14 protein-coding genes and 2 tRNA genes are annotated in these 20,412 nt (G+C 48.0%); 8 read left to right on the top strand and 8 right to left on the bottom strand.

Annotated elements, in window-relative coordinates; genetic code table 11:
* Positions 1-57 precede the first annotated feature (57 nt).
* Positions 58-1,914 (top strand): hypothetical protein, encoded by a 1,857-nt coding sequence (locus ACI2NF_RS00325; RefSeq protein ID WP_400197002.1) that lies wholly within the window; start codon positions 58-60, stop codon positions 1,912-1,914.
* A 38-nt stretch (positions 1,915-1,952) separates the two neighbouring features.
* On the opposite strand, the gene ACI2NF_RS00320 is transcribed toward ACI2NF_RS00325, so the two are convergent.
* Positions 1,953-5,675: an AAA domain-containing protein gene (locus tag ACI2NF_RS00320; protein ID WP_400210918.1), complete on the bottom strand. Its 3,723-nt coding sequence runs from the start codon at positions 5,673-5,675 to the stop codon at positions 1,953-1,955.
* Between the two features lie 151 nt (positions 5,676-5,826).
* On the opposite strand from ACI2NF_RS00320, the gene ACI2NF_RS00315 reads away from it, so the two are divergent.
* Positions 5,827-6,474 (top strand): tetratricopeptide repeat protein, encoded by a 648-nt coding sequence (locus tag ACI2NF_RS00315; RefSeq protein ID WP_400197000.1) that lies wholly within the window; start codon positions 5,827-5,829, stop codon positions 6,472-6,474.
* A 54-nt stretch (positions 6,475-6,528) separates the two neighbouring features.
* Here the strand turns inward: ACI2NF_RS00315 and ACI2NF_RS00310 are convergent, their stop codons facing one another.
* From ACI2NF_RS00310 to ACI2NF_RS00300, 3 genes are all read right to left on the bottom strand, one after another.
* Positions 6,529-8,094, bottom strand: a complete 1,566-nt coding sequence (locus tag ACI2NF_RS00310) for an ATP-binding protein (protein WP_400148219.1) — start codon at positions 8,092-8,094, stop codon at positions 6,529-6,531.
* 776 nt (positions 8,095-8,870) lie between these two features.
* Complete coding sequence (locus ACI2NF_RS00305; protein WP_400209497.1) at positions 8,871-10,154, bottom strand: ATP-binding protein; 1,284 nt, start codon at positions 10,152-10,154, stop codon at positions 8,871-8,873.
* A 342-nt stretch (positions 10,155-10,496) separates the two neighbouring features.
* Positions 10,497-10,573: transfer RNA gene (locus ACI2NF_RS00300), tRNA-Thr, on the bottom strand.
* Between the two features lie 208 nt (positions 10,574-10,781).
* Here ACI2NF_RS00300 and ACI2NF_RS00295 point away from each other — a divergent pair.
* Entirely contained in the window at positions 10,782-11,525 is a 744-nt protein-coding gene (locus ACI2NF_RS00295) for an FKBP-type peptidyl-prolyl cis-trans isomerase (protein WP_177970949.1), read from the top strand.
* A 56-nt stretch (positions 11,526-11,581) separates the two neighbouring features.
* A tRNA-Arg gene (locus ACI2NF_RS00290) sits at positions 11,582-11,659 on the top strand.
* A gap of 42 nt (positions 11,660-11,701) precedes the next feature.
* Here the strand turns inward: ACI2NF_RS00290 and ACI2NF_RS00285 are convergent.
* Together ACI2NF_RS00285 and ACI2NF_RS00280 are read right to left on the bottom strand one after the other, a co-directional pair.
* Positions 11,702-13,183, bottom strand: coding sequence for a DUF1846 domain-containing protein (locus ACI2NF_RS00285; protein WP_400148136.1), 1,482 nt, complete (start codon positions 13,181-13,183; stop codon positions 11,702-11,704).
* Between the two features lie 97 nt (positions 13,184-13,280).
* Positions 13,281-13,988, bottom strand: coding sequence for a pseudouridine synthase (locus tag ACI2NF_RS00280; RefSeq protein ID WP_400196981.1), 708 nt, complete (start codon positions 13,986-13,988; stop codon positions 13,281-13,283).
* A 101-nt stretch (positions 13,989-14,089) separates the two neighbouring features.
* Between ACI2NF_RS00280 and ACI2NF_RS00275 the strand changes: the two genes are divergently transcribed.
* Positions 14,090-15,316: an isocitrate/isopropylmalate family dehydrogenase gene (locus ACI2NF_RS00275; protein ID WP_400202032.1), complete on the top strand. Its 1,227-nt coding sequence runs from the start codon at positions 14,090-14,092 to the stop codon at positions 15,314-15,316.
* Positions 15,317-15,394: 78 nt separating this feature from the next.
* Positions 15,395-17,203 (top strand): ABC-F family ATP-binding cassette domain-containing protein, encoded by a 1,809-nt coding sequence (locus tag ACI2NF_RS00270; protein WP_400149812.1) that lies wholly within the window; start codon positions 15,395-15,397, stop codon positions 17,201-17,203.
* A 7-nt stretch (positions 17,204-17,210) separates the two neighbouring features.
* On the opposite strand, the gene ACI2NF_RS00265 is transcribed toward ACI2NF_RS00270, so the two are convergent.
* Positions 17,211-17,582, bottom strand: a complete 372-nt coding sequence (locus ACI2NF_RS00265) for a NifB/NifX family molybdenum-iron cluster-binding protein (protein WP_177970960.1) — start codon at positions 17,580-17,582, stop codon at positions 17,211-17,213.
* 101 nt (positions 17,583-17,683) lie between these two features.
* On the opposite strand from ACI2NF_RS00265, the gene ACI2NF_RS00260 reads away from it, so the two are divergent.
* Together ACI2NF_RS00260 and ACI2NF_RS00255 are read left to right on the top strand one after the other, a co-directional pair.
* Positions 17,684-18,568 (top strand): phosphatase PAP2 family protein, encoded by an 885-nt coding sequence (locus ACI2NF_RS00260; RefSeq protein ID WP_177970962.1) that lies wholly within the window; start codon positions 17,684-17,686, stop codon positions 18,566-18,568.
* Positions 18,558-19,211: an HD domain-containing protein gene (locus ACI2NF_RS00255; protein WP_400210917.1), complete on the top strand. Its 654-nt coding sequence runs from the start codon at positions 18,558-18,560 to the stop codon at positions 19,209-19,211. The genes ACI2NF_RS00260 and ACI2NF_RS00255 overlap by 11 nt, the downstream gene beginning before the upstream one ends.
* Here ACI2NF_RS00255 and ACI2NF_RS00250 read toward each other — a convergent pair.
* Positions 19,196-20,233, bottom strand: coding sequence for an mRNA surveillance protein pelota (locus ACI2NF_RS00250; RefSeq protein WP_400210916.1), 1,038 nt, complete (start codon positions 20,231-20,233; stop codon positions 19,196-19,198). The two genes, ACI2NF_RS00255 and ACI2NF_RS00250, sit on opposite strands and share 16 nt — an antisense overlap.
* Between the last annotated feature and the right edge of the window lie 179 nt (positions 20,234-20,412).

The following is a 20,412-nucleotide window of genomic DNA, read 5'->3' as shown; positions in this document are numbered from 1 at the left end:
GATGGTGACGATACCTTTAATATCAAATCACCATGGAACCGTTAAGAGATAAATCCCATGACCGATGAAAGAAGAGACTACGATCACAAACCTAGAGACAGACCTTACCGCAACAGAGTGAGGAGGGACGATTCCGATGGGAACGATAGGAGAGAGCGTGGTCATGACAGAGGTCATGGTCCCGGAATGGGTCGCGATCGCAACGATAGGGACGGTCGCAGGGGATTCAGGCCGCGCGAGAGGGATGATAACAACTCTGAATCCGATGGTCGCAAGGATTTCAGACCTCGTAACAGGGATTTTGGAGGTCGCAGAAGGGACGACGGTCGCCGTGACGATAGGTCACATAGCAGAGGGCGTTCGGATGGCGATAGAGGATACAGGTCACGTGACGGAGATAGGCGCGGATCCGGAAGGCCATCATATGATAGAGAGGATAGACGCTCTAGGTCATTCGGACGTGCTTCCTCGGATGACAGGTCTACGAGGCAGAGGGATGAGCGCGATCCGCAGGAAGACAGGAGATTCAAACTGCCTTCGGACCCGCAGAAGCTCCTTTTCAGAGGCGTGGATTGCCAAGCGAATGGAAAGGACGACCTCGCTATGATCATGTACCTCCATGGCGCGGTTCTCATGAGTAAGGGTTGCGAGAACAATGCTCTGTCGATGTTGCGTAACATCGGAAAGAGCGGATTCGTTGAGAAAAGGGCTGCTATCGCGGACAGATGTTCGGAGGATGCGTTGGTCGAGTATGACTATCTCTGTTTCACCCTTGACAATACGTATGACCGTTCATTCTTCGATTCAAGATACTCTGATGGCAACAAGCATGCCATCTACTGTAAGATACGTTTGGAGGAGGTCGATGGAGAGGATCCCATCATAGACGTCTTCGCAAGCGATTGCGATGACAGCGATCCCAAGGTCATCGACGGTCTAAAGTTACTGAAGAGGAAGAAGGATTCTGTGAGATCCGCAGAGAATCTCCAGCGTTTCGAGGACAATAAGAGATCGAGACAATCCGTCCATACGAGTTTCGCACATGCGATGAAAGGAAACCAGTCCGCAGTCAAGGATCTGGAGAGATTATCATCACGTTTCCCTGAGGCTGCATTCTTCCTCGAATACATGGACAACAGGTCCAAAGGTACGGAGATGGAATGGCTGAAGGAGAAATATCCTCAATTCAAGGAATTGATCATTTCCGAGGAATATCACTTGAACATCAAGGACACCCCGTTCGGATTGTTCCTCAGGGCGAAGAACCTTCAGGCGAAGAAGGAGGATTGGATCCCTCAGATGGTAAAGGCTGCCAAAGCAGGTTCGGACGAGGCATTGGAGGAACTGACCCCATTGATGTACAGACCAGACATCAAAAGGTCGGTCGCAGAGGTGTATCTTGCAAGGATGGACCTCGACGGTCTGCTCTCTCTTTATTTCGACGGGTTCGATGATACGATGTATCTCGAGAAGTTCTGTCAGAGTGATAGATCCCTCATACTGAAGGTCGGTTCAAGACTCGGTGAGCGGGATGTCGAGAAGGAGATGGATTGGTATAGGGTCAATGCAAGGAACGGATACACCGAATGCAGGAATGAGTTGATCAACAGGATGCATGACAAGAGGTACCGTTCCAAGGCCATGATCTATGCTTTACATGATAGTGGGGCTGACATGGAGGCAGCAAGACTCTATTTCGAGCTGGAGATGGAAGGTAACGACACCTTACCATCAGTGAAGTGGCTCAGGAAGGTATGTGACAAGGATACTGTCAAGGATTTCGTCCATGACCATTATGAAAAGAAAGGAGACATGGAGACATTCGAATCCATCTTCACGGATGATGGCTACAGGAAGAAATCATTCGGTCATAAACCTTTCAACAAGAAGAAGAACGATAAGAGGAGGAGATGAGGCGTCATAGGACGCCCGCTTCTCCTTCTATGGTATCATCACGACAATGATTGCACGATGGACACGATCTTGTCCAATTCCTTCTCTTTGTCATTCCACCAATTGGGGCTCCATATCCTGTGGATCCTCCATCCTCTCGATTCAAGATACTTCTGTCTGTGGAAATCCCTCTCACGAGCTGAATTGGATGAGTGATACAATTTTCCGTCGCATTCTATGCCGAGGAGATATCTTCCATTCTTCTTCACGGCGAGATCGATGCTGTATCCTCCGACACCGATCTGAGTGTCGACGTCCAATCCTCTATCCTTCAAAGCGTCATAGACCTGTTCTTCGAACTCGCTGTCGAATCTTACGGAACTGCCTGAATCCTGATCGTCATGGAATGAGTAAAGCACTCTCTTGGCCGCTTCTTTATCCCCGTTGCTGATGTCGTATGAATACTCAAGATACTTCTTGAGGAAGAACGGCCCTTTGGATGTTATGCCGCTGACGTCGAATTCAGATGGTTTCATCGACGTTACGATCTGAATCTTCTTCTTCGCACGGGTTATGGCGACATTGAGACGGTTCTCTCCTCCCTCCTGACTGAGCATACCGAAGAGACGTCTGAAGCGCCCATCGGAATCCTTCGCATATGCGACGGAGAATATGATCTCATCACGTTCATCTCCCTGTACGTTCTCGATACTCCTGATGAATAATCCGACATCCTCTCCATTCTCTTTACGGGTGGATTCCTGTTCATATCTCGCACAGAACGCACGGTCCTTGTTGCATTCCTCCTCGATCATCCTCTCGATCAGGTCACGTTGGTTGATGTTGAACGTTATGACTCCCAAGGTCTCGTTGTTCCTTCTCCTTTCGAAGAATTCCTTGATGAGCTCTACGACCTTCTTGGCTTCCTTGACATTGCATCTATCGGCCCAGATACCGTTGACGATGTGCATCTTTATCGGAGGCTCATCCGGTTCGGCCACATTGGGCGAGACGTAGAGTCTTGCTCTGTAGAATGCGTAGTTGGAGAAGTTGATGAGCTCCTCATATCTTGAACGATAGTGATAATCGAGGAGCACAGGCGTGTACTTCGATTTGGCAAGATCCAGGAGACTGGTCTCCTCTATGGCCGCGTCCTGATCATCATCCTCGTCATCGGATGACGGATCGAACCTTCCCTTGCCTATGCTGGATGGACGGAGCTGTTTATCATCACCTGCGATGACGACCTTCTTCGCACGATATATCGCCGGCAATCCTTTCTCCCTGTACATCTGCGATGCCTCGTCGAATATGAGGAGGTCGAACCTTCCTCTCTCGAACGGGATGATCTCGGACACCACCTCAGGTGTCATGAGCCAAATCTTGATGCCTTTGAAGAGTTGGGCGGAGAACATCTTAACGAAGAGATTCACGCTCTTCTTGCGTTTGCTCTCGACCCTGCGACGGAGTTCCTTGCATCCTTTCTTCTCGACATCGTTCATGTATGTGGAGAGTTCTCCGTACAACAGACAATCCGTTCTCTTTATGGAGAGTTCCTTCTTCTTGGTGGTGAGTTCCTGTATCCTTCTGATGATGTTGTTGAAATCATCGATGGTGTTGAACACCTGTACGTTGTTCTTCTTGAATTCCTCTATGTGCCAATTTATCAACTGCGAATAGAGGAGTTGATTGGCGATGTTGCCTTCTGGGTACGATGCCCTCACGACAGAGAGTACATCAAGATAATCTCTCTGAGCATCATTGATCCCTTCGTAGACGGCATTCGTTCTTATGAAGTCCTCGTAGTTGTCGATACCATACCTTACGTCACCGAATCCTCTCTGCATTATCTGACCGGTGAGTTCCTTGCTGTTGCCGTTCGGCATGTATCTGTCCACGAACTCGCGGACCTCTTTGTTCACGGAACCTTTGCTAAAGATCCTCGAGAGGAAGAATTTGTTCTTCCATTTCTCGATGTCATCGCTCACGCGTTCCATGTCTTCAGTCATCGAGCGGAGGTCGAAGTTCTTCAAACCCTTATCGAATGACGGCAGTATGGGGCAATTCTCTATGTATGATTTGTATCTGCACAGATTATCCGTGGAGTATTGGCTGCAGAACAGGTCGTATGAACCTTTGAGATCGTTGTACCTCATCCTCGTGATGCCGTCGAATTGCGAGAGTGTCTTGTACACCTCATACTGACGGTTGTCGTATGTCGGTATCTTGTCGTTGCAATGATACAATTGATAGGGCTCTATCCCGAACTCGTTCGGCGTGAAGAATGTGCGTGCGACATCATTGAGGCGTCCTATCTCCGCATCTATCTCCGCGGAGATGACATCTATCTCCGAACATTGCTGTGGCGTATAGCGGATGTTGATGAGATCATCGATCTGTTTGTAGAAGCTCTCCTTGTCGCCGATGTCATCTATCTGTATGGCGTATTTGGACAGGATCCCAAGACGTGAATAGACGACATCCAACGCGGTCTTCTTCTCGGACACCATCATGACTGTCTTTCCCTTATTGACGGAATCGACGATCAGACTCGCTATGGTCTGTGATTTACCGGTTCCCGGAGGTCCTTGTATGACCAATTCCTTGGTCCTGTCTATCGTCTCGAGGACCATCTCCTGCGATCCGTTGAGGTCATTGATGTAGACCATGTCCCTCTCGGACACATCCCCTTGACTCCTGTCGTTCTTGACCTCCTTATCGCCGTAGAACGTGTCATCATATGCATCGACCTCATACGCATCGATGAGGTTGTTGAGAAGATCGTTTATCTCGTTGGATTCGAGCATCTGATCGTAGTCCTTGTGTATGGAGCTGGTCTGTATCGTGAATTTACCCAAAACGGATGCGACCTCGAGGTTGAGCTCACCGATCTCATATCTCGGGAACTCGCCTGCTTTGTAATCCTTGAACGGGACCACATCCATGTCGCCGTTCTTAGTGCGTATCATGATCCCCTCGTCGGCGTAATGTTTGATTATTGATGAGAGGAAATTGAGCCGATCATAATCCTCGAACTCAGGATCTGGAAGCACCTTCCTGATGTTGTTGTGCTTATGGTATGCGAGTATCAGTGTGTTGTTGAACAATGTGCTCCTGTCCTCATCGATGCGGAGCGTGATGTGCTCAGGTGTCTTCTCTGCCTTCACCGGTATGAGCGCTAACGGGGCCCTTATCTCGAATCCTTCCCCCTGGAGCCTTCCTTTGACGAATGGATATCCTATGTAGAGATCGTTCCTTCCTTTCTCACGTATATCACGATTAGCTTCCCTGAGGATGCTTGAGAATGCGGTGTATCTCTTGGAATCCCTGGTGGTGTGGGAACATATGGTGATCTGACCTTTCTTTCCGAAGATGAGATCCCTGATGTCATAGTCCTTGCTGAACAGATCCTGGGAGTATTTGGCCTGGGATTTGGCAAGATAGAGGAGCTTGTTCCTCCTGTTGATGTCGACAAGATTCTTCTCCAATTCCTTCAAGACGGATGCTTGGTTGTCAGTCATCTGGTAGCCTTTCTGAGAATCATCGTTCGAGACGATGTTCCTCTTCACCACTTGTAAGAACTGCTTACCATATTTTTCCACGAACTCTTTACTGACGTTGTCAAGGTTCCTCATCTCATCCAATGACCTCGGCATATTGGATGCGATGCTCTGCAATGCCTTATCCGTACAGATGGTGGCGGTCCTTCCGCTCTCTGTCGGTGTCTCTTTCCTAAGCCTATCCCTGAACTCAATGAGTTCTTCCAGAACCTTTTCGTTCATATGCATCCCGTTGTCGGCATATCATTTTAATTATAAAACGGTACAGAATGCTTCCCGAATCAACGACATAGAATGAAGGTGATTGTAATGGATTTCTGGCATAATGTTGGTAGAAGGTAATCTTTTATCGGCCACTTTCTATACGGAATCGATGAAGCTAGAGAAATACGTACTCTCCAAATTCGATCCGAACAGACTAGGGGATGTGGCGTTATTCAGAGAATTCTTGAAGGAGAATGATACTCCCGAGTGTCATCTGTTGTTCGCCGAGTTCCTGTATGCGACTGGGGAGAAGCTTCATATGAAGGAATATGCCGAGCATGTGATCATCGCATACAATGGCGGGGAGAGGGATGCGATCCCATATTTGGCCAATATGTATTTTTTCGGCGAAGGCATCGAGAAGGACATAGGTCTTGCTCTAGTATTATTCGAGAAATGCGGGGATGTGGGCATACCGGACGGTTACTTCTCCGTGGGTAACGAATATCTCATGGGCGTGAACGTGCCGTATGATCATAGGAAAGCGTTCCATTATCTCAAGAAAGCATCCGATGGCGGGTCTGCGAAAGGGATGAACGGATTGGGTTTGATGTATCTCTGTGGTTTCTATGTCGATAAGGATGTGAGGAAAGCAAAGAAACTCTTCGCAAAGGCAAGGATCAGAGGGAGTTCAAGCGGATATTCGAACATGATGCTGATCGATGAATGCGGACCGGAATTCGATTACAAAGGGATGATGTTGGAGCATGGCCTCATAGAGGGATACATCGAGGGCAAGGATGCTCTTGATGAATAGGATCATATTCTTTTGTTTTGAAAATACGATGTCATCGAGATCGTATCAATATGATCAAAGTCTGATGATGGCCCCTCCATCGAATCTCTTATTGGCGCTGATGATGACGTCACCATTATCCTTCACGGAGATAGCAGCGTCTATGTCCGCCCATGCATCTCCTTTCTTTCTCTGAATACTGCATTTCGGCGTCGATCCTCTATGGTGTTTCTTCATAGGGATGATGAGTTCGAAACCATCCTTGTCCTCGATCCAATCATCCTTGTTGAACATGAACTCATACGGCATCCCTGACGTGTTGATGTAATCATCATTCGTATGTGTGGTCTTCTTTCTTTGGATGTTCTCAACGAGATAGAAAGGGATGAGGGCCCTGCTATCAGTCCTCTTAGGCACACTTTTTGAGACTACGACTCCCCATGTTATTCCATATTTGTTCTGATATCTGTTGAGGGATTCCATGGAGAAATTAGTGCCTGATTTGACCTCTATAGGGACTGATCTGCCGTCGATGGCCGATATGAGATCCACCTCATACTTTCCATCTTTCCAGTAATACAGGTTTTCTGCACCAGCCGACATCAGCTCGCATACTGTCAGATTCTCATACATACCTCCCTTGTACAGGTGTGTATCGTCGTTCTCTGTGATCATCACTCCTGCAGGATGGCCTGCCATGGCTCTCAAAAGACCTATGTCGCACATGTAGAGTTTGTATTGTGTATCGTCCTGTTCAGTCGATGGCGGATACGCATGTCTCTTTATATGATTCACTTTGTAGATTAGATGGGCATTGGTCAACCATTGGACAGGGCCCCTGAAATCCTCAGACCTTCCGTCTTTTTTGAGATCTTTGAAGATGAACTTACGGTTCTCTCTTGAAAGGAATGAAGGAAGGGATGTCCATATGGATGTGAGCATCTCTACCATGTTTCCTCCGTGCTTTGCGAAATCCCTCTCGTAGTTTTGGAGCAGTTCCTTTTGCAGAGAATCCACCTTGTTGATGTCGTGATGCGATATCCATGTTTGAACGATCTCCGGCATCCCTCCGACTATGCAGTAGTCTCTCATCAATCTCAGTAGGGTCTCATGGACCGGTTTGGATATCTCATCGGGATCTGGATCCGATTGAATGAATTCGGCCAAGGATTTTTCTCCTTCGGCCATGAGGTATTCGCAGAAATTCATAGGGAACATGTGTTTGGTATCTATTTTGCCGACTGGGAAGGATGCTTTGGATTTCATTATCCCAAGAAAGGAACCGGCACACGCCACATGTAGTTCTGGCATGTGCTCATGGAAATATTTCAAAGAGGTGATCGCAGGTTCGCATTCTTGGATCTCATCCAGTATGAGCAGAGTATCTCCCGCGACTATCCTTACGCTCTTCAGTAATTCGATGTCGCGTATTATCTTGGACGGTTCCATGTTGCTGTCGAATAATTCATTCAGTTCAGGGGACTCTTCGAAATTGCAATAGACGCAATTCTTGAATTCTTTAGAACCGAATTGCTTTAGAAGATAGGTCTTTCCGCATTGACGTACACCATCGAGTATGAGGGGTTTGTGATTGGCATCATTCTTCCAATCGACTAATTCTTCGTAGATCAACCTCTTCATGAAATGGTACATTGGTTTTGTATTTATATATTAACCGTTTTTTACCGTATGATTTCGGTATAATTAACCGTTTTTTACCGTATCGATTCTTATTTTCTAACCATTATTTTACGGTCGATCGATGTTAACACTTGGGCCACTGCTTTAATCTAAATTGTTAGAGCCGCCAATGATTTATAAAGATACATCAAAAAGGAAGCTTCATTTCTCTGCTTTAGGGGAGAAGGCGCGCTAATAATGAAGGTGCGGGCAGAAAGTCTTGTCATACATCGTCCTTACTCGACTGAGAAATAATTTTACGAAAACTTTACGAGAACTTTCAAGAGGCCAACATCATAGTGTGAAATTAACAACATCAAAAGGCAGATTGGAGTGAAGGTTGTGAATCATTATTGACAGAGTTAGGTCGCTTAGGAGCCACATCCCTCTGTCGTGCCCCCTGATTGGGACGACACCACATCATCAAGGCGTTATTTACCATGTTCGTTATCTCCTTTAGTAACGTAAGTCACGGATGACAGATGCCACCGATCATCAGAACAACGTCATTGTTACGAAGTCAAATCAAAGAAGGGATGGAGCCACCTGAGGAATTCGAATCCCCGACCTGCTGATTACAAGGTTCATCAAGAGCCTTAAATCTCTTAAAATATCTTCTTTTTCTTCAATTATTTTGTATTCGATGTACATTTGTCTTATTCCATTTTTAAATAAATACGAATATCGTCTAGTTACCGCGTCAAATATCCTGAAGGAAAACCGATAATGTAGCAGGTTCAGTTCTTCAAGGCCCCCAATGGAAGGATGATGATCCCATCGTCGCGCCTGTATGCATAACGTTCCGTACCGGTAATGATCGCCATGAAAGCAGGTTTCCCCATCTTGTCGGTGTCTATCCTTCTGAGAACGTCCTTCAGTGTCCTCACGCCCTCATCGATCAGCCTCTCGCCACCGAGCTTCACTTCGAGAAGTGCATATCTCCCGTCCCTCAGGTGGATGACGACATCGCATTCGTTATCAAGGTTGTCCTTGTAGTGGTACACATCCCCATCCAGTGATTCCGCGTACACCCTGAGGTCCCTTACTGCAAGCGCTTCGAAGAAGAATCCTGTTGTATTCAAATTGTTGATGAGGTCCTGCGGACCGATTCTGAGCGATGCGGCAGCCAGTGAAGGATCCACGAAATATCTGGTATCGGATGTCCTTATCGCAGTCTTCGAACGCAGATTGGGATTCCATGCCTTCATGTCCTCGATCACATACAGTTTTCTGAGTGCCTGCAGGTACTCTGAAACGGTCTCCTCTGAGACACCTTCTGTATCGTTGGAGGATATGTCGGCGGAGATGGATGCCTGGGAGATCTGAGTGCCCTGATTCCTTGCATAGGAACGCAGCAGCATCCTGACCTTCTGCGGATCTCTTCTGATGTTATCCACACGTGACATGTCATTCCTGATGACCGCATCGATGTAGTCGAACGCCTGATCCAATGCCACATCATCATCCATATCCACTGATTCAGGCCATCCGCCCCTGCAGATGAGGAATGTGAGCCTATCGAGATCCAGATTGGAACAACCTGAGATTGGTTGGGATTCGAATAAGGATGCGAGACTCACATCGCCTGTGGAATCCCCGGATTCGTAAAGGGACATGGGGCGCATGACGAGCCAACCGAACCTCCCGGTCCCGGAATGGATGGTCTCGGATATGTCGGCAGGTACAGATGAACCTGTCAGGATGAATTGACCATGTCCTTTGTGACGATCCACATGGTGCCTTACGGCATCCCATAATTTGGGAGCGACCTGCCACTCGTCCAAGAGTCTCGGATGATCCCCTGTAAGCAATCTCTCAGGGTCTATCTCTGAAAGAATCTTGTTGGTATTGACGGTACTCGGATCGTCCACGGACAGGGTGCTCTTGGAGACCTGTTCCGCGGTGGTGGTCTTGCCGCACCATTTGGGACCTTCGATCAATACCGCTCCTTTTCCTCTGAGTTTCCTTTTCAGAGCGGAATCCACAATACGCGGCCTGTATGAGAACGATTCTTCATCCATGTTTTCGAATAGAATCGCAATTATAAATATAATCCGATACTTGTAGATAATTTAATCCGACACTTATAGATAATTTAATCCGATACTTATAGAAATTGTTTACAATTAATGTAAATTTACATGTAAACGCACATCCCGCACCCTTGACATTTTGAGCGGGTAATTACAGTCCTTTGTTCCGACTAGTCAGGACACTCCTTTCTGGAACTTCGTTTCCTTTCTCCATCTCTTCTCCGATCGGTTGACCTGCCCTATCCGGGAAGGCCACATCATGCTGTCGTCACAGCCTGATATTTCTCTGCTGTTTTAGAAAACAACACTAAGGTCTTTAAATGGGAAAAGTGGAGCCACCTGAGGAATTCGAATCCCCGACCTGCTGATTACAAGTCAGCCGCACTACCGGGCTATGCAAAGGTGGCATTAGCAGTCCGTGTATAGCAGTCCCCTTTTTAATCTTTGCCATTCTCTTTTTATTCTATGGCACCAGGTTCTATATAATCAATTTATAAAACTTTCTATAGGTGTATGGAAATATTTATATTCACTTGATGAAAAATCACCTAAATATTTATATGGTCCAAATGATAACACGGGACTATAGCAGCATCGCTGTGAAAGGTGAATCAAATGGCATTCAACAAGGGCGACATCGTTCGCATTGATTACAACGCTTACATCGCAGACATCGACAGACTTTACGACACGACATCAGAGTCCAAAGCAAAGGATGCAGGATTCTACAACGAGAAATACAAGTACGCACCCATGGCATACATCGTTGGATCCGGAAAGGTCTTCAAAGCACTCGATGAAGCAATTACGAAAGCCTCGATCGGAAAGGAAGTCTCCATCGAGATCGAGTCCAAGGACGCAGCAGGCGCAAGGGACCCCAAGCTCGTTGAGGTTTACCCCATCAGAGAGTTCTACAAACAGGAGATCAACCCTATCCCCGGTCTCGAGGTCAAATTCGGAAACAAGACGGGTGTCATCGTTTCTGCAGGCGCAGGACGTGTCAAGGTCGATTTCAACAACCCCCTTGCAGGAAAGGATCTCAGGTATGAGTTCACAGTGACCGAGGTCATCAAGGACCAGGAAGAGAAGGCAAAGGCGATCGTTGAGATGGCCTTCGGAACATCTGACGGATTCTCATTCGAGTTCGGAGACAACGAGGTCTCGATTCTTCTCCCCGATATCGTCAAATTCAGCCAGGAATGGCCTATGATGAAATTCAAGATCGTAAGCGACATGAGGGAGTCCTTCGGTGTCGACACGATCAAGCTCGTCGAGGTCTGGTCCAAGGCACCCGCGACAGATGTTGCAGACAAGAAAAAGAAGAAGCCTGCAGCGAAGAAAGAGAAGACAGAGGAGTGAACACACTCCTCTTCTCCAAACCTTTTTATCTAACCCTCTTATACACGGTTCCATACGGACGAGTGGCCTAGCTTGGATATGGCGACAGCCTCCTAAGCTGTAAGCCGGGGGTTCGAATCCCCCCTCGTCCGCCATGCATTTTGTCAAAATTAGAGAATGATGTTGCGCAGGAGCGTTCAGTTCCTGTGATACATACAACTGGTCTCGTATCTCGGTTCGCAGGTGAGGTTCACACCGAGCCTTCTGTATGTGGCCTCATTGACGCTGTTCGGTATTATGGATAGGTGTACCTCGCATCCTTTGAGGTTAGACAACTGTTCCAAGGCCCTTCTCGCATTCTCATCCTTCCCTGCGTAGATGGATAATGCGATAAGAACGTCATTGATCGTGAGCGTCACATTCTTCTCCCCCATGATCTCCTTGAGCTTACGTACGGGTTCTACGAATTCAGGTGCTATCAGATGTACATCATCAGGTATGTCAGCTATGACCTTCAGGGCGTTGAGTATCATCGCGGGCGATGCTCCAAGGAGATCCCCGGCCTTACCGGTGACTATCGTGCCATCACTGAGCTCTATCGCAGCTACGGGCACATCGACGGAGGACATTTTCTTCCTGACCGCAGATACGACCTTGCGATCATCCTCTCTGATGTCGAGTTGTTTCATGAGGAGATCAATCTTCGTCACGATCCTGTCGCTTCCGTTGCCTTGTCTCCTCTCGCGTTGTGCGTTGAGATAACGGCGTATGATCTCCTCTTCGGCCGCTTTCCTCACCACAGCATCATCGACGATGCAACGTCCCACCATATTGACGCCCATGTCCGTAGGTGATTTGTATGGTGATATGCCCATGATCTGATTGAGCATCTCGTTCAGCACAGGGAACACCTCTATATCTCTGTTGTAATTGACAGCGGTCTCTCCATATGCCGTAAGGTGGAATGGATCGATCATGTTCTTGTCATCAAGGTCCGCTGTCGCGGCTTCGTAGGCGATATTGACAGGATGCATGAGCGGGAGGTTCCATATCGGGAACGTTTCGAATTTAGCATACCCTGCCTTGATGCCGTTCTTATTCTCATGATACAATTGTGAAAGACATACGGCCATCTTGCCGCTGCCAGGGCCAGGTGCTGTCACGATGACCAAGGGTTTGCTGGTCTTTACGAATTCATTCTTGCCGTATCCAGCTTCACTGACGATCAGCGGTATGTTCGCAGGATATCCTTCGATCTTATAGTGATGATAGACATCCATGCCTTGATCCACCAATCTCTGTTCGAAGATCTTGGCGGCACGCTGTTCGGCATACATCGTCAATACTACGCCACGTACCTTGATCCCTCTGTTCTCGAAGGAATCTATCAACCTCATGACCTCCAGATCATAAGTTATGCCGAGGTCCCCGCGGATCTTGTTCTTCTCGATATCATTGGAGTTGATGCAAACGATCGCCTCTGCCTGATCCTTCAACTGCATCAACATCGAGATCTTACTGTCAGGATGGAATCCAGGCAACACTCTAGATGCATGATAGTCATCGAACAGCTTGCCGCCGAATTCTAAGTACAGTTTGCCACCGAATTTTTCGATACGTTCCTTGATGTGTTCAGATTGTGTCTTGAGGTAAAGGTCGTTATCGAATCCTATCTTCATTGAGGCAACTCCTATCGGATATATTCACTAATAGGCGATACTATTTTAGAATTATTGTGCTCGACATCCAGTGTCGTTATGTTGGGGCAGAACGTGTCTAATCATCGATCCTGGAGAGGACGCTCTTCAATTCCTTCGGCGTAGCCTTACGATACTCGCCGACCGGAAGGTCGCCTAATTCTATATCGATTATGCGTACGCGTTTCAGTTTGGTGACACGGCAACCGACCTTCTCGCACATCCTTCTGATCTGTCTGTTGAGGCCCTGTGTTATGATCATCCTGAACTTGTTGCGTGCGGTCTTCTCGGCGAAGCATGGTTTCGCGTATTCATCCTCGCTCAGTTGGATACCATTCGTCAGTCTTCTAAGGAGTTCATCCGTAACAGGTCTGTCCACAGTTACGACGTATTCCTTCTCATGGCCGTATCTTGACCTCATTATCCCGTTGACGAGTTCGCCTTTATTTGTCATCAGAAGAAGTCCTTCGGAATATTTGTCCAATCTTCCGATGGGGTAGATGCGTTTAGGATAGTTCAGATACTTCACGACATTCGTCTCATCGTCCTCGGCCGTGGTGCATGTGATGCCTGGAGGTTTGTTGAATATCAGTAGGATCGTCTCCTCATCACGTACTATCCTCTTGCCATCGATGATGACCTTGTCCTTCGATGTGACCCTCTCGCCCATCTCTGCTACACGTCCGTTGACGGTGACCTTCCCAGATTCTATCAGACGATCGGCCTCACGGCGGGAGCAATATCCGGAATCGGCGATGTATTTGTTCAGACGGACCTCATCATCCATATCCGTCGTATCATGGGCTAGATATAAATGTAATCGTGTCCGAAGTCGATTCAATCGTTTTGCTTTAATACTATCTTACTTATCCATCCGATAGGTATATCATGGTCGACGAACAGGCAATCAAAGTGGCCCAGGAGAGATTCGGAGAGCTCCTCAGGAGACAGCTCGAGAGGGTCGATGTGCTCAAGGGAGAAGGAGACTGGATCGACTACTCCAAATTGGACAAGCTCATTATCGGTGTTTGCGGTGGTGACGGTATCGGACCTTACATCTGTGCATCTGCGCAGAGAGTCATGGAATTCCTCCTTGCCGATAAGATAAAGGCAGGTAAGGCGGAGATCAGACAGATCGATGGTCTGACCATCGAGAGACGTGTCGAGGTAATGAAAGCCATCCCAGATGATACGCTCGAGGAATTGAAGAAATGTCATGTGATCCTCAAAGGCCCTACGACGACACCGAAGAAAGGCGATCCATGGCCGAACATCGAATCAGCCAACGTTGCGATGAGGAAACAGTTGGATCTGTTCGCTAACGTAAGGCCCGTATCCGTTCCGGAACTCGGTATCGATTGGGTGTTCTACAGGGAGAACACCGAGGGAAGCTACGCACTCGGATCCGATGGTGTTAATGTTACAGACGATCTCGCGATGGACTTCTGCGTCGCTACGACACAGGGTACGGAGAGGATCATAAGGGCAGGATTCGAACATGCGAAGAAGACGGGGAAGAATTACGTCTCACTCGTCACGAAGGCAAACATCATCAAGACGACCGATGGTAAGTTCCTCACGATCGCAGAGAATGTCGCCAAGGATTACCCTGATGTGAAATGGGATGATTGGTTCATCGACATCACGACGGCCAAGCTCATCGACCCTGCAAGGAGGAGCGACTTCAAGGTATTCGTCCTCCCCAACCTCTACGGTGACATCATCACGGATGAGGCCGCACAGATACAGGGCGGAGTAGGTACAGCCGGATCGGCGAATCTCGGAAAGAGGTATGCGATGTTCGAAGCCATCCACGGTTCCGCACCAAGGATGGTCACGGAGGGACGTGCACAGTATGCAGATCCATGCTCGATGATCAAAGCAGTTGCGATGATGATGGAGCACATCGGAGAGATCGAGAAGGCCAAGAAACTGAACATGGCCCTCGACGTCTGTACACAGTTCGAGAAGAAGCTCGTCATGACCGGAAGGGACACAGGTGCCACCGGAAACGAGTTCGCCGACTATATCATGGAGACCATGCAGAGGCCGGATCTCGAGACCGTTTGGCAGGGATACGTGGACGCTTCCATCGCAGCTGCCAAGAAAAACTGATTCAACATCGACAAGGGGATCCCCCCTTGTCCTCATTCTATACATATATCATTTATTAGAGGAGCAGTATGTTCCCGTATGCTTCTCAGAGCTGAGGCGATAACCAAATCATTCGGCGAGGTGAAGGTCCTCGACCGTGCAGATCTGCAGATAAATGAAGGGGATGCCATAGGTCTGATCGGCATAAACGGTGCTGGTAAGAGCACATTCATGAAGATCCTCCTCGGATTGGAGAGATGTGATACCGGGGAGTTGATACGCAACACCCATCGCATCGGCTATCTGGAGCAGTTCGCGGATTCATCATCAGCTACTGTACGTGAGGTACTCGGGCGTCCATACGGTCATGTCGAACACCTTCGTAGAAGGATGCAGGAGATTGATGATCTGATGTCCGAAGGAGGGGACCTGGATTGGAACGCTCTCACAACAGAATATGCGGATCTAGAGCAGGAATTATCCAAATCGGATTCGGAGAACGAGGATAATCAAAGACGTTCCTTGAGGAAGGTCGGCCTCTCATGGGATATCGTCGACAGGGAGATGTCCTCATTGTCCGGAGGGGAGAGGACGAAGGTCATGCTTTCCCGTATCTTCGTTCAGGCTGAGGGGTGCGACATCCTGTTCATGGATGAGCCCACATCACATCTTGATATCGAGACTGTAGAACTTCTTGAGGATTTCATATTGGAATCCCACTGTTCGATATTGGTCGTCAGTCATGATAGATATTTCCTCGACAAGGTGGTCACCAGGGTCACAGAGATAGCGAATCGCAAGACCAGGGAGTACAAAGGGAACTATTCCGATTTCATAATGAAGAAACAGTTGGACATGGAGAGGATGGAGAAAGAGTATCGCAGATACACCATCCAGAAGAAGGTCCAACAACAGATCGCCGATGAATTGCACAAGGATCAATGGTTCATGGCAATGCATAAGACCAGACAGAGGATGATCGACAGGATCGAGGAGAAGGAGAAACCTGAGGAGACAAGGGAGATAACCGTCAGGATACAGACAGCTCACAAATCCGGAAAGAACGTTCTGACGACGAAAGGCCTTTCCGTCGAACTCGGAGGGAGGACGATCCTGGAGAACATAGATCTTGACATACAGAAAGGCGAGAGGATCGGCATATTCGGCTCCAACGGTCAAGGAAAGAGTACATTGATCAAGGCATTGCTGGGGAAGATACCATCCAAGGGAGAGCTATGGGTGGCGCCTGGTGCGAAGATAGGATATTATGCACAGAATCAGGAGAGATTGGATCTCGAATTGACCGCAGAGGAACAGATATTACAGGTCATAGGCAAGGAGAGACGCGGAGAGGCGAGAGCGATCCTCGGAAGGATGCTCTTGGTCGGGGATCAGGTGGATAGGCCTATGAGGACACTTTCCGGAGGAGAACGCGCCAGGGTGGCCATGTCCTTGATATTGCTTCAGGAGACAAATCTCTTGATATTGGATGAACCGACGAACTATCTTGACATCCCTGCGAGACATGCTGTCGAATCCGCATTGAACGAATATGGCGGAACGTTGATAACAGTAACACATGACAGGTACTTCCTGGATACAGTCTGTACCAAGGTCATAGAGGTCAAGGACAAGCATATCAAAGTATTCCCCGGAACGTATTCTGCCATGAAGGGACGCCCTAACGTCAGGGAGATCGTCATGGATGCGGATGAGTATCGTGTATTGTCATCATTCACCAATTGGTCTACGGGAAGGAAATATGGTAAAGGGGACCGTGTCCTGATATCCCCTCCCGAGATGCAGAATTACGAGTGGGCGATAAGTCAAGGTAAATTGAAGAAGACCGGAGGACGTCAAAGGAAGAAGGTGGACGTCTCCATAGCTAAAGAAGAGAAGAAGGGGTAACCCTTCTTCAGTGTTTACCGCATGAACACTCGTGAGCGCCCTCGTGGTGATCGCATGTGCATCTGTTCGAATCGGACATCTTTCCGTTGATGTACGCATCGATCGCAGAATCCGCTGATCCGCTTGCACCTGAGAACACTTTGATACCCTGTGATGCGAGCATGTTGATCGCACCTGCGCCGATACCTCCGCAGATCAATGCGGAGACGTTGAGATCCTTCAAATATCCCGCAAGGGAGCCGTGACCGAAGCCACCGTTGTCGATGACCCTCTCGGAGACAACCTTACCATCAACGATCTCATACAGCTTGAACATCTCGGTCTTCCCGAAATGTTGGAAGACCTCCCCATTATCATATGTTACAGCAATGATCGCCATATTACCGATGGACGGGATGTCAACACTGTTTATAAATGGTTACATATGTCCAGCGAAGCAATCGATAATGATTATCATGTGTGATGCATAACCATCCTTCGATGTGGACCGGTATCGACATCCTGTTGCAACTGCAGAACATCCGTCTGGATGCTCCAGCTATAGTGGATATATTCTTCGAGACCGTATCGAATCCTCTCGTATACGAGCTTCCGATACTGATCGTAGCCTTCATCCATCTTTGGTTCATCGACAAGGACGATGGGAGACTGATCTTGACGACGATGTTGACAGCGATCTGTCTGACGAATATCGTGAAATGCGTCGTGAAGGAACCAAGACCATGGGTGATAGACAATAACATCCATCCGAGTGAGACGGCGATGGAGGGTGCGAAGGGATATTCGTTCCCCAGTGGGCATTCCACCGTATCCGTATCAGGATATGGGCAGATGTTATCGTTGACGGGTAATCGTTATCTTCGTATCGGGATCATCGTATTCATATCATCGATCGTGTTCTCAAGATTGTATCTCGGTGTTCACACCCCATTGGATGTAATTGTGGGAGTGACCATCGGGATAGTGATGATAATCGCCAATCTGTATCTGTCGAGGATATCAGAGCGGGATGACCGTACGTTCTATGCTGTTCAGATGATGTATGTGATGTTCGCCATTGCAACGATCATATGCATCTCCATCGTTGATACCATCAGCAGGAGTCAAGCCGTGATGGTCGGTGCATTGTTGGGAGTTGCATTGGGTTCGATGGTGGAGCATAGATATGTAGGACACATACCATCAGGATTCACAAGGAAAGGCGCATGTGCATGCATCATATCCGTTGTGATCATGGCATCGATATTCGCGATAGGTTATCTCATGCCTATCATCGTATCATCGATATCCGCAGCTATGGTGATGGTCATGGCAGTAGCATTCGTTCCATACATACTCAAGAGGTGTTCCGATCATGTTGAGTGAGGATGTGTATCATTCGATAATGGATGATGTGGCGTCGTTGTTCGTGAATGACAGCAGCGGTCACGATATCCACCATACCAAGAGGGTACATGATTCCGCAGTTACGATCCAAGCCACCGAGGGCGGTGACATCGATATCATAAGATTGGCGTCATTGTTACATGATGCCGATGACAGGAAACTCTTCGCTACAGAGAACTATTCCAACGCAAGGTCGATAATGGTCGATCATGGCATTAGTGAAGATATGCAGGATGCGGTGATCCATGTCATATCCCAAGTCTCATTCAAGGGAAAGGATACGACCGCCCCGGATACATTGGAAGGGATGATCGTTCAGGATGCGGACAGGTTGGATGCGATAGGCGCTATCGGGATAGGGAGAGCATTCGCATACGGCGGAAAAGCGGGCAGGGCGATGTACGATCCGAAAGAACATCATAAGGAAGGTATGTCCGAGAGCGAGTACTATTCCAACGATGGCACTACGATCAATCACTTCTACGAGAAACTGTTGCTTCTCAAGGATATGATGAACACTGAGACAGCGAAGAGGGTCGCGGAGCATCGCCATTCCTTCATGGAGGGATTCCTGAAGGAATTCTACGACGAATGGTATGGCACGAATCAAGCCAATCTGTAACGCAACAATGCTGCGAAACCACCGAGTGACATCAATTCCTTTCCGGCATCGTGTTGTTCGGATACAACGATGACGTTTCCTTTCTGCGTCTCCGTGGATCTGATCATATCATCATAATCCCCGCCACGTAATTTGGAATCGACTATGAGCAATGTCTCCACAGCACCGGCCAATGCAGCATTCCTGACCTCATCGGTACCATATGTGGCGAGACCATCCTTCCCTATCTCGCTCATGAGCTTCTCGACAGCCTCCATCTCGATACCCATCCTGGATTCCCTGAGGAGGTTGGAGCCGAGCCCCTTCTTCAATAGTTCATTGATACCTTGCATGCCTGATTGACCCGTGTGATAGACGAATACCTTCGAGAAGAGAGATGGTTCCCTCTGTTTACCGTCATCCGCGAGGAGTTCCTTCTCGAATCCAGGTCCGAGCAATACCAAGGGCATATCCTTCTCTATCATGGGTTTTAGTTTGGATATTATCTCGCCGTGATAATCGCCGGTATCCTTGGTCTCGTATTGTTTTCCGCTTCTTGATGAACGGATGGTCGCGATCTCCTTCAGACCATATTGTCTCATCACCGCGATCGTAGCATCATCCTGATCCAATGACACGAAGACGATACGCGGTTTGGTCGTATCCGCAACGGCACGTTGGAGCCTCTCGGTCTGAGCTTCCTTCCATCTCTTCTTGGAGATGCTCAGGTTGTCTCCGACCTCGATCATGAGCGTGTGATGTTGTCCTATGTCCTGAGGTCCCTTCTCTATGGTACCTAGGAGCTTGATCCTCATGTCGTCCTCGGAGAATTCGATCTTCTCGACGCGTACGCTGAGCGTCATCCTCTTCTTCTCCATACGTTCGTTGTTGATCTTATCTGCAGATTTCTCTTCCCTTCTGGTCGTGGAAGCGGTCACCAGATCCCCTACCTCCACTACGTTATAGAGGTGCCAACTGTCATCATCCGTCTCAAGACGGATGCTTATGCTGTTGTCCGCAGGATTCTGGCCGAGTATGCGCATGCGACGGTGATGCCCTCTGTCATTATTGTATTTTGTGCAGATGTGTTTCCAATTCAAAAGTGTACAGAATATATCACAAATGTTCAATATTTATATTATTGAATGAATAAATGTTCTATTTGCGTAATAGATGTTAATATGATGACGGATTGATTAAGTTGTTATTAAATACCCATCAT

It is taken from the genome of Candidatus Methanarcanum hacksteinii (genome assembly GCF_964305265.1).
Lineage (GTDB): Archaea > Thermoplasmatota > Thermoplasmata > Methanomassiliicoccales > Methanomethylophilaceae > Methanarcanum > Methanarcanum hacksteinii.
Note: the sequence above shows the minus strand (reverse complement) of the source record. Positions and strands in the feature narration are given on the sequence as shown.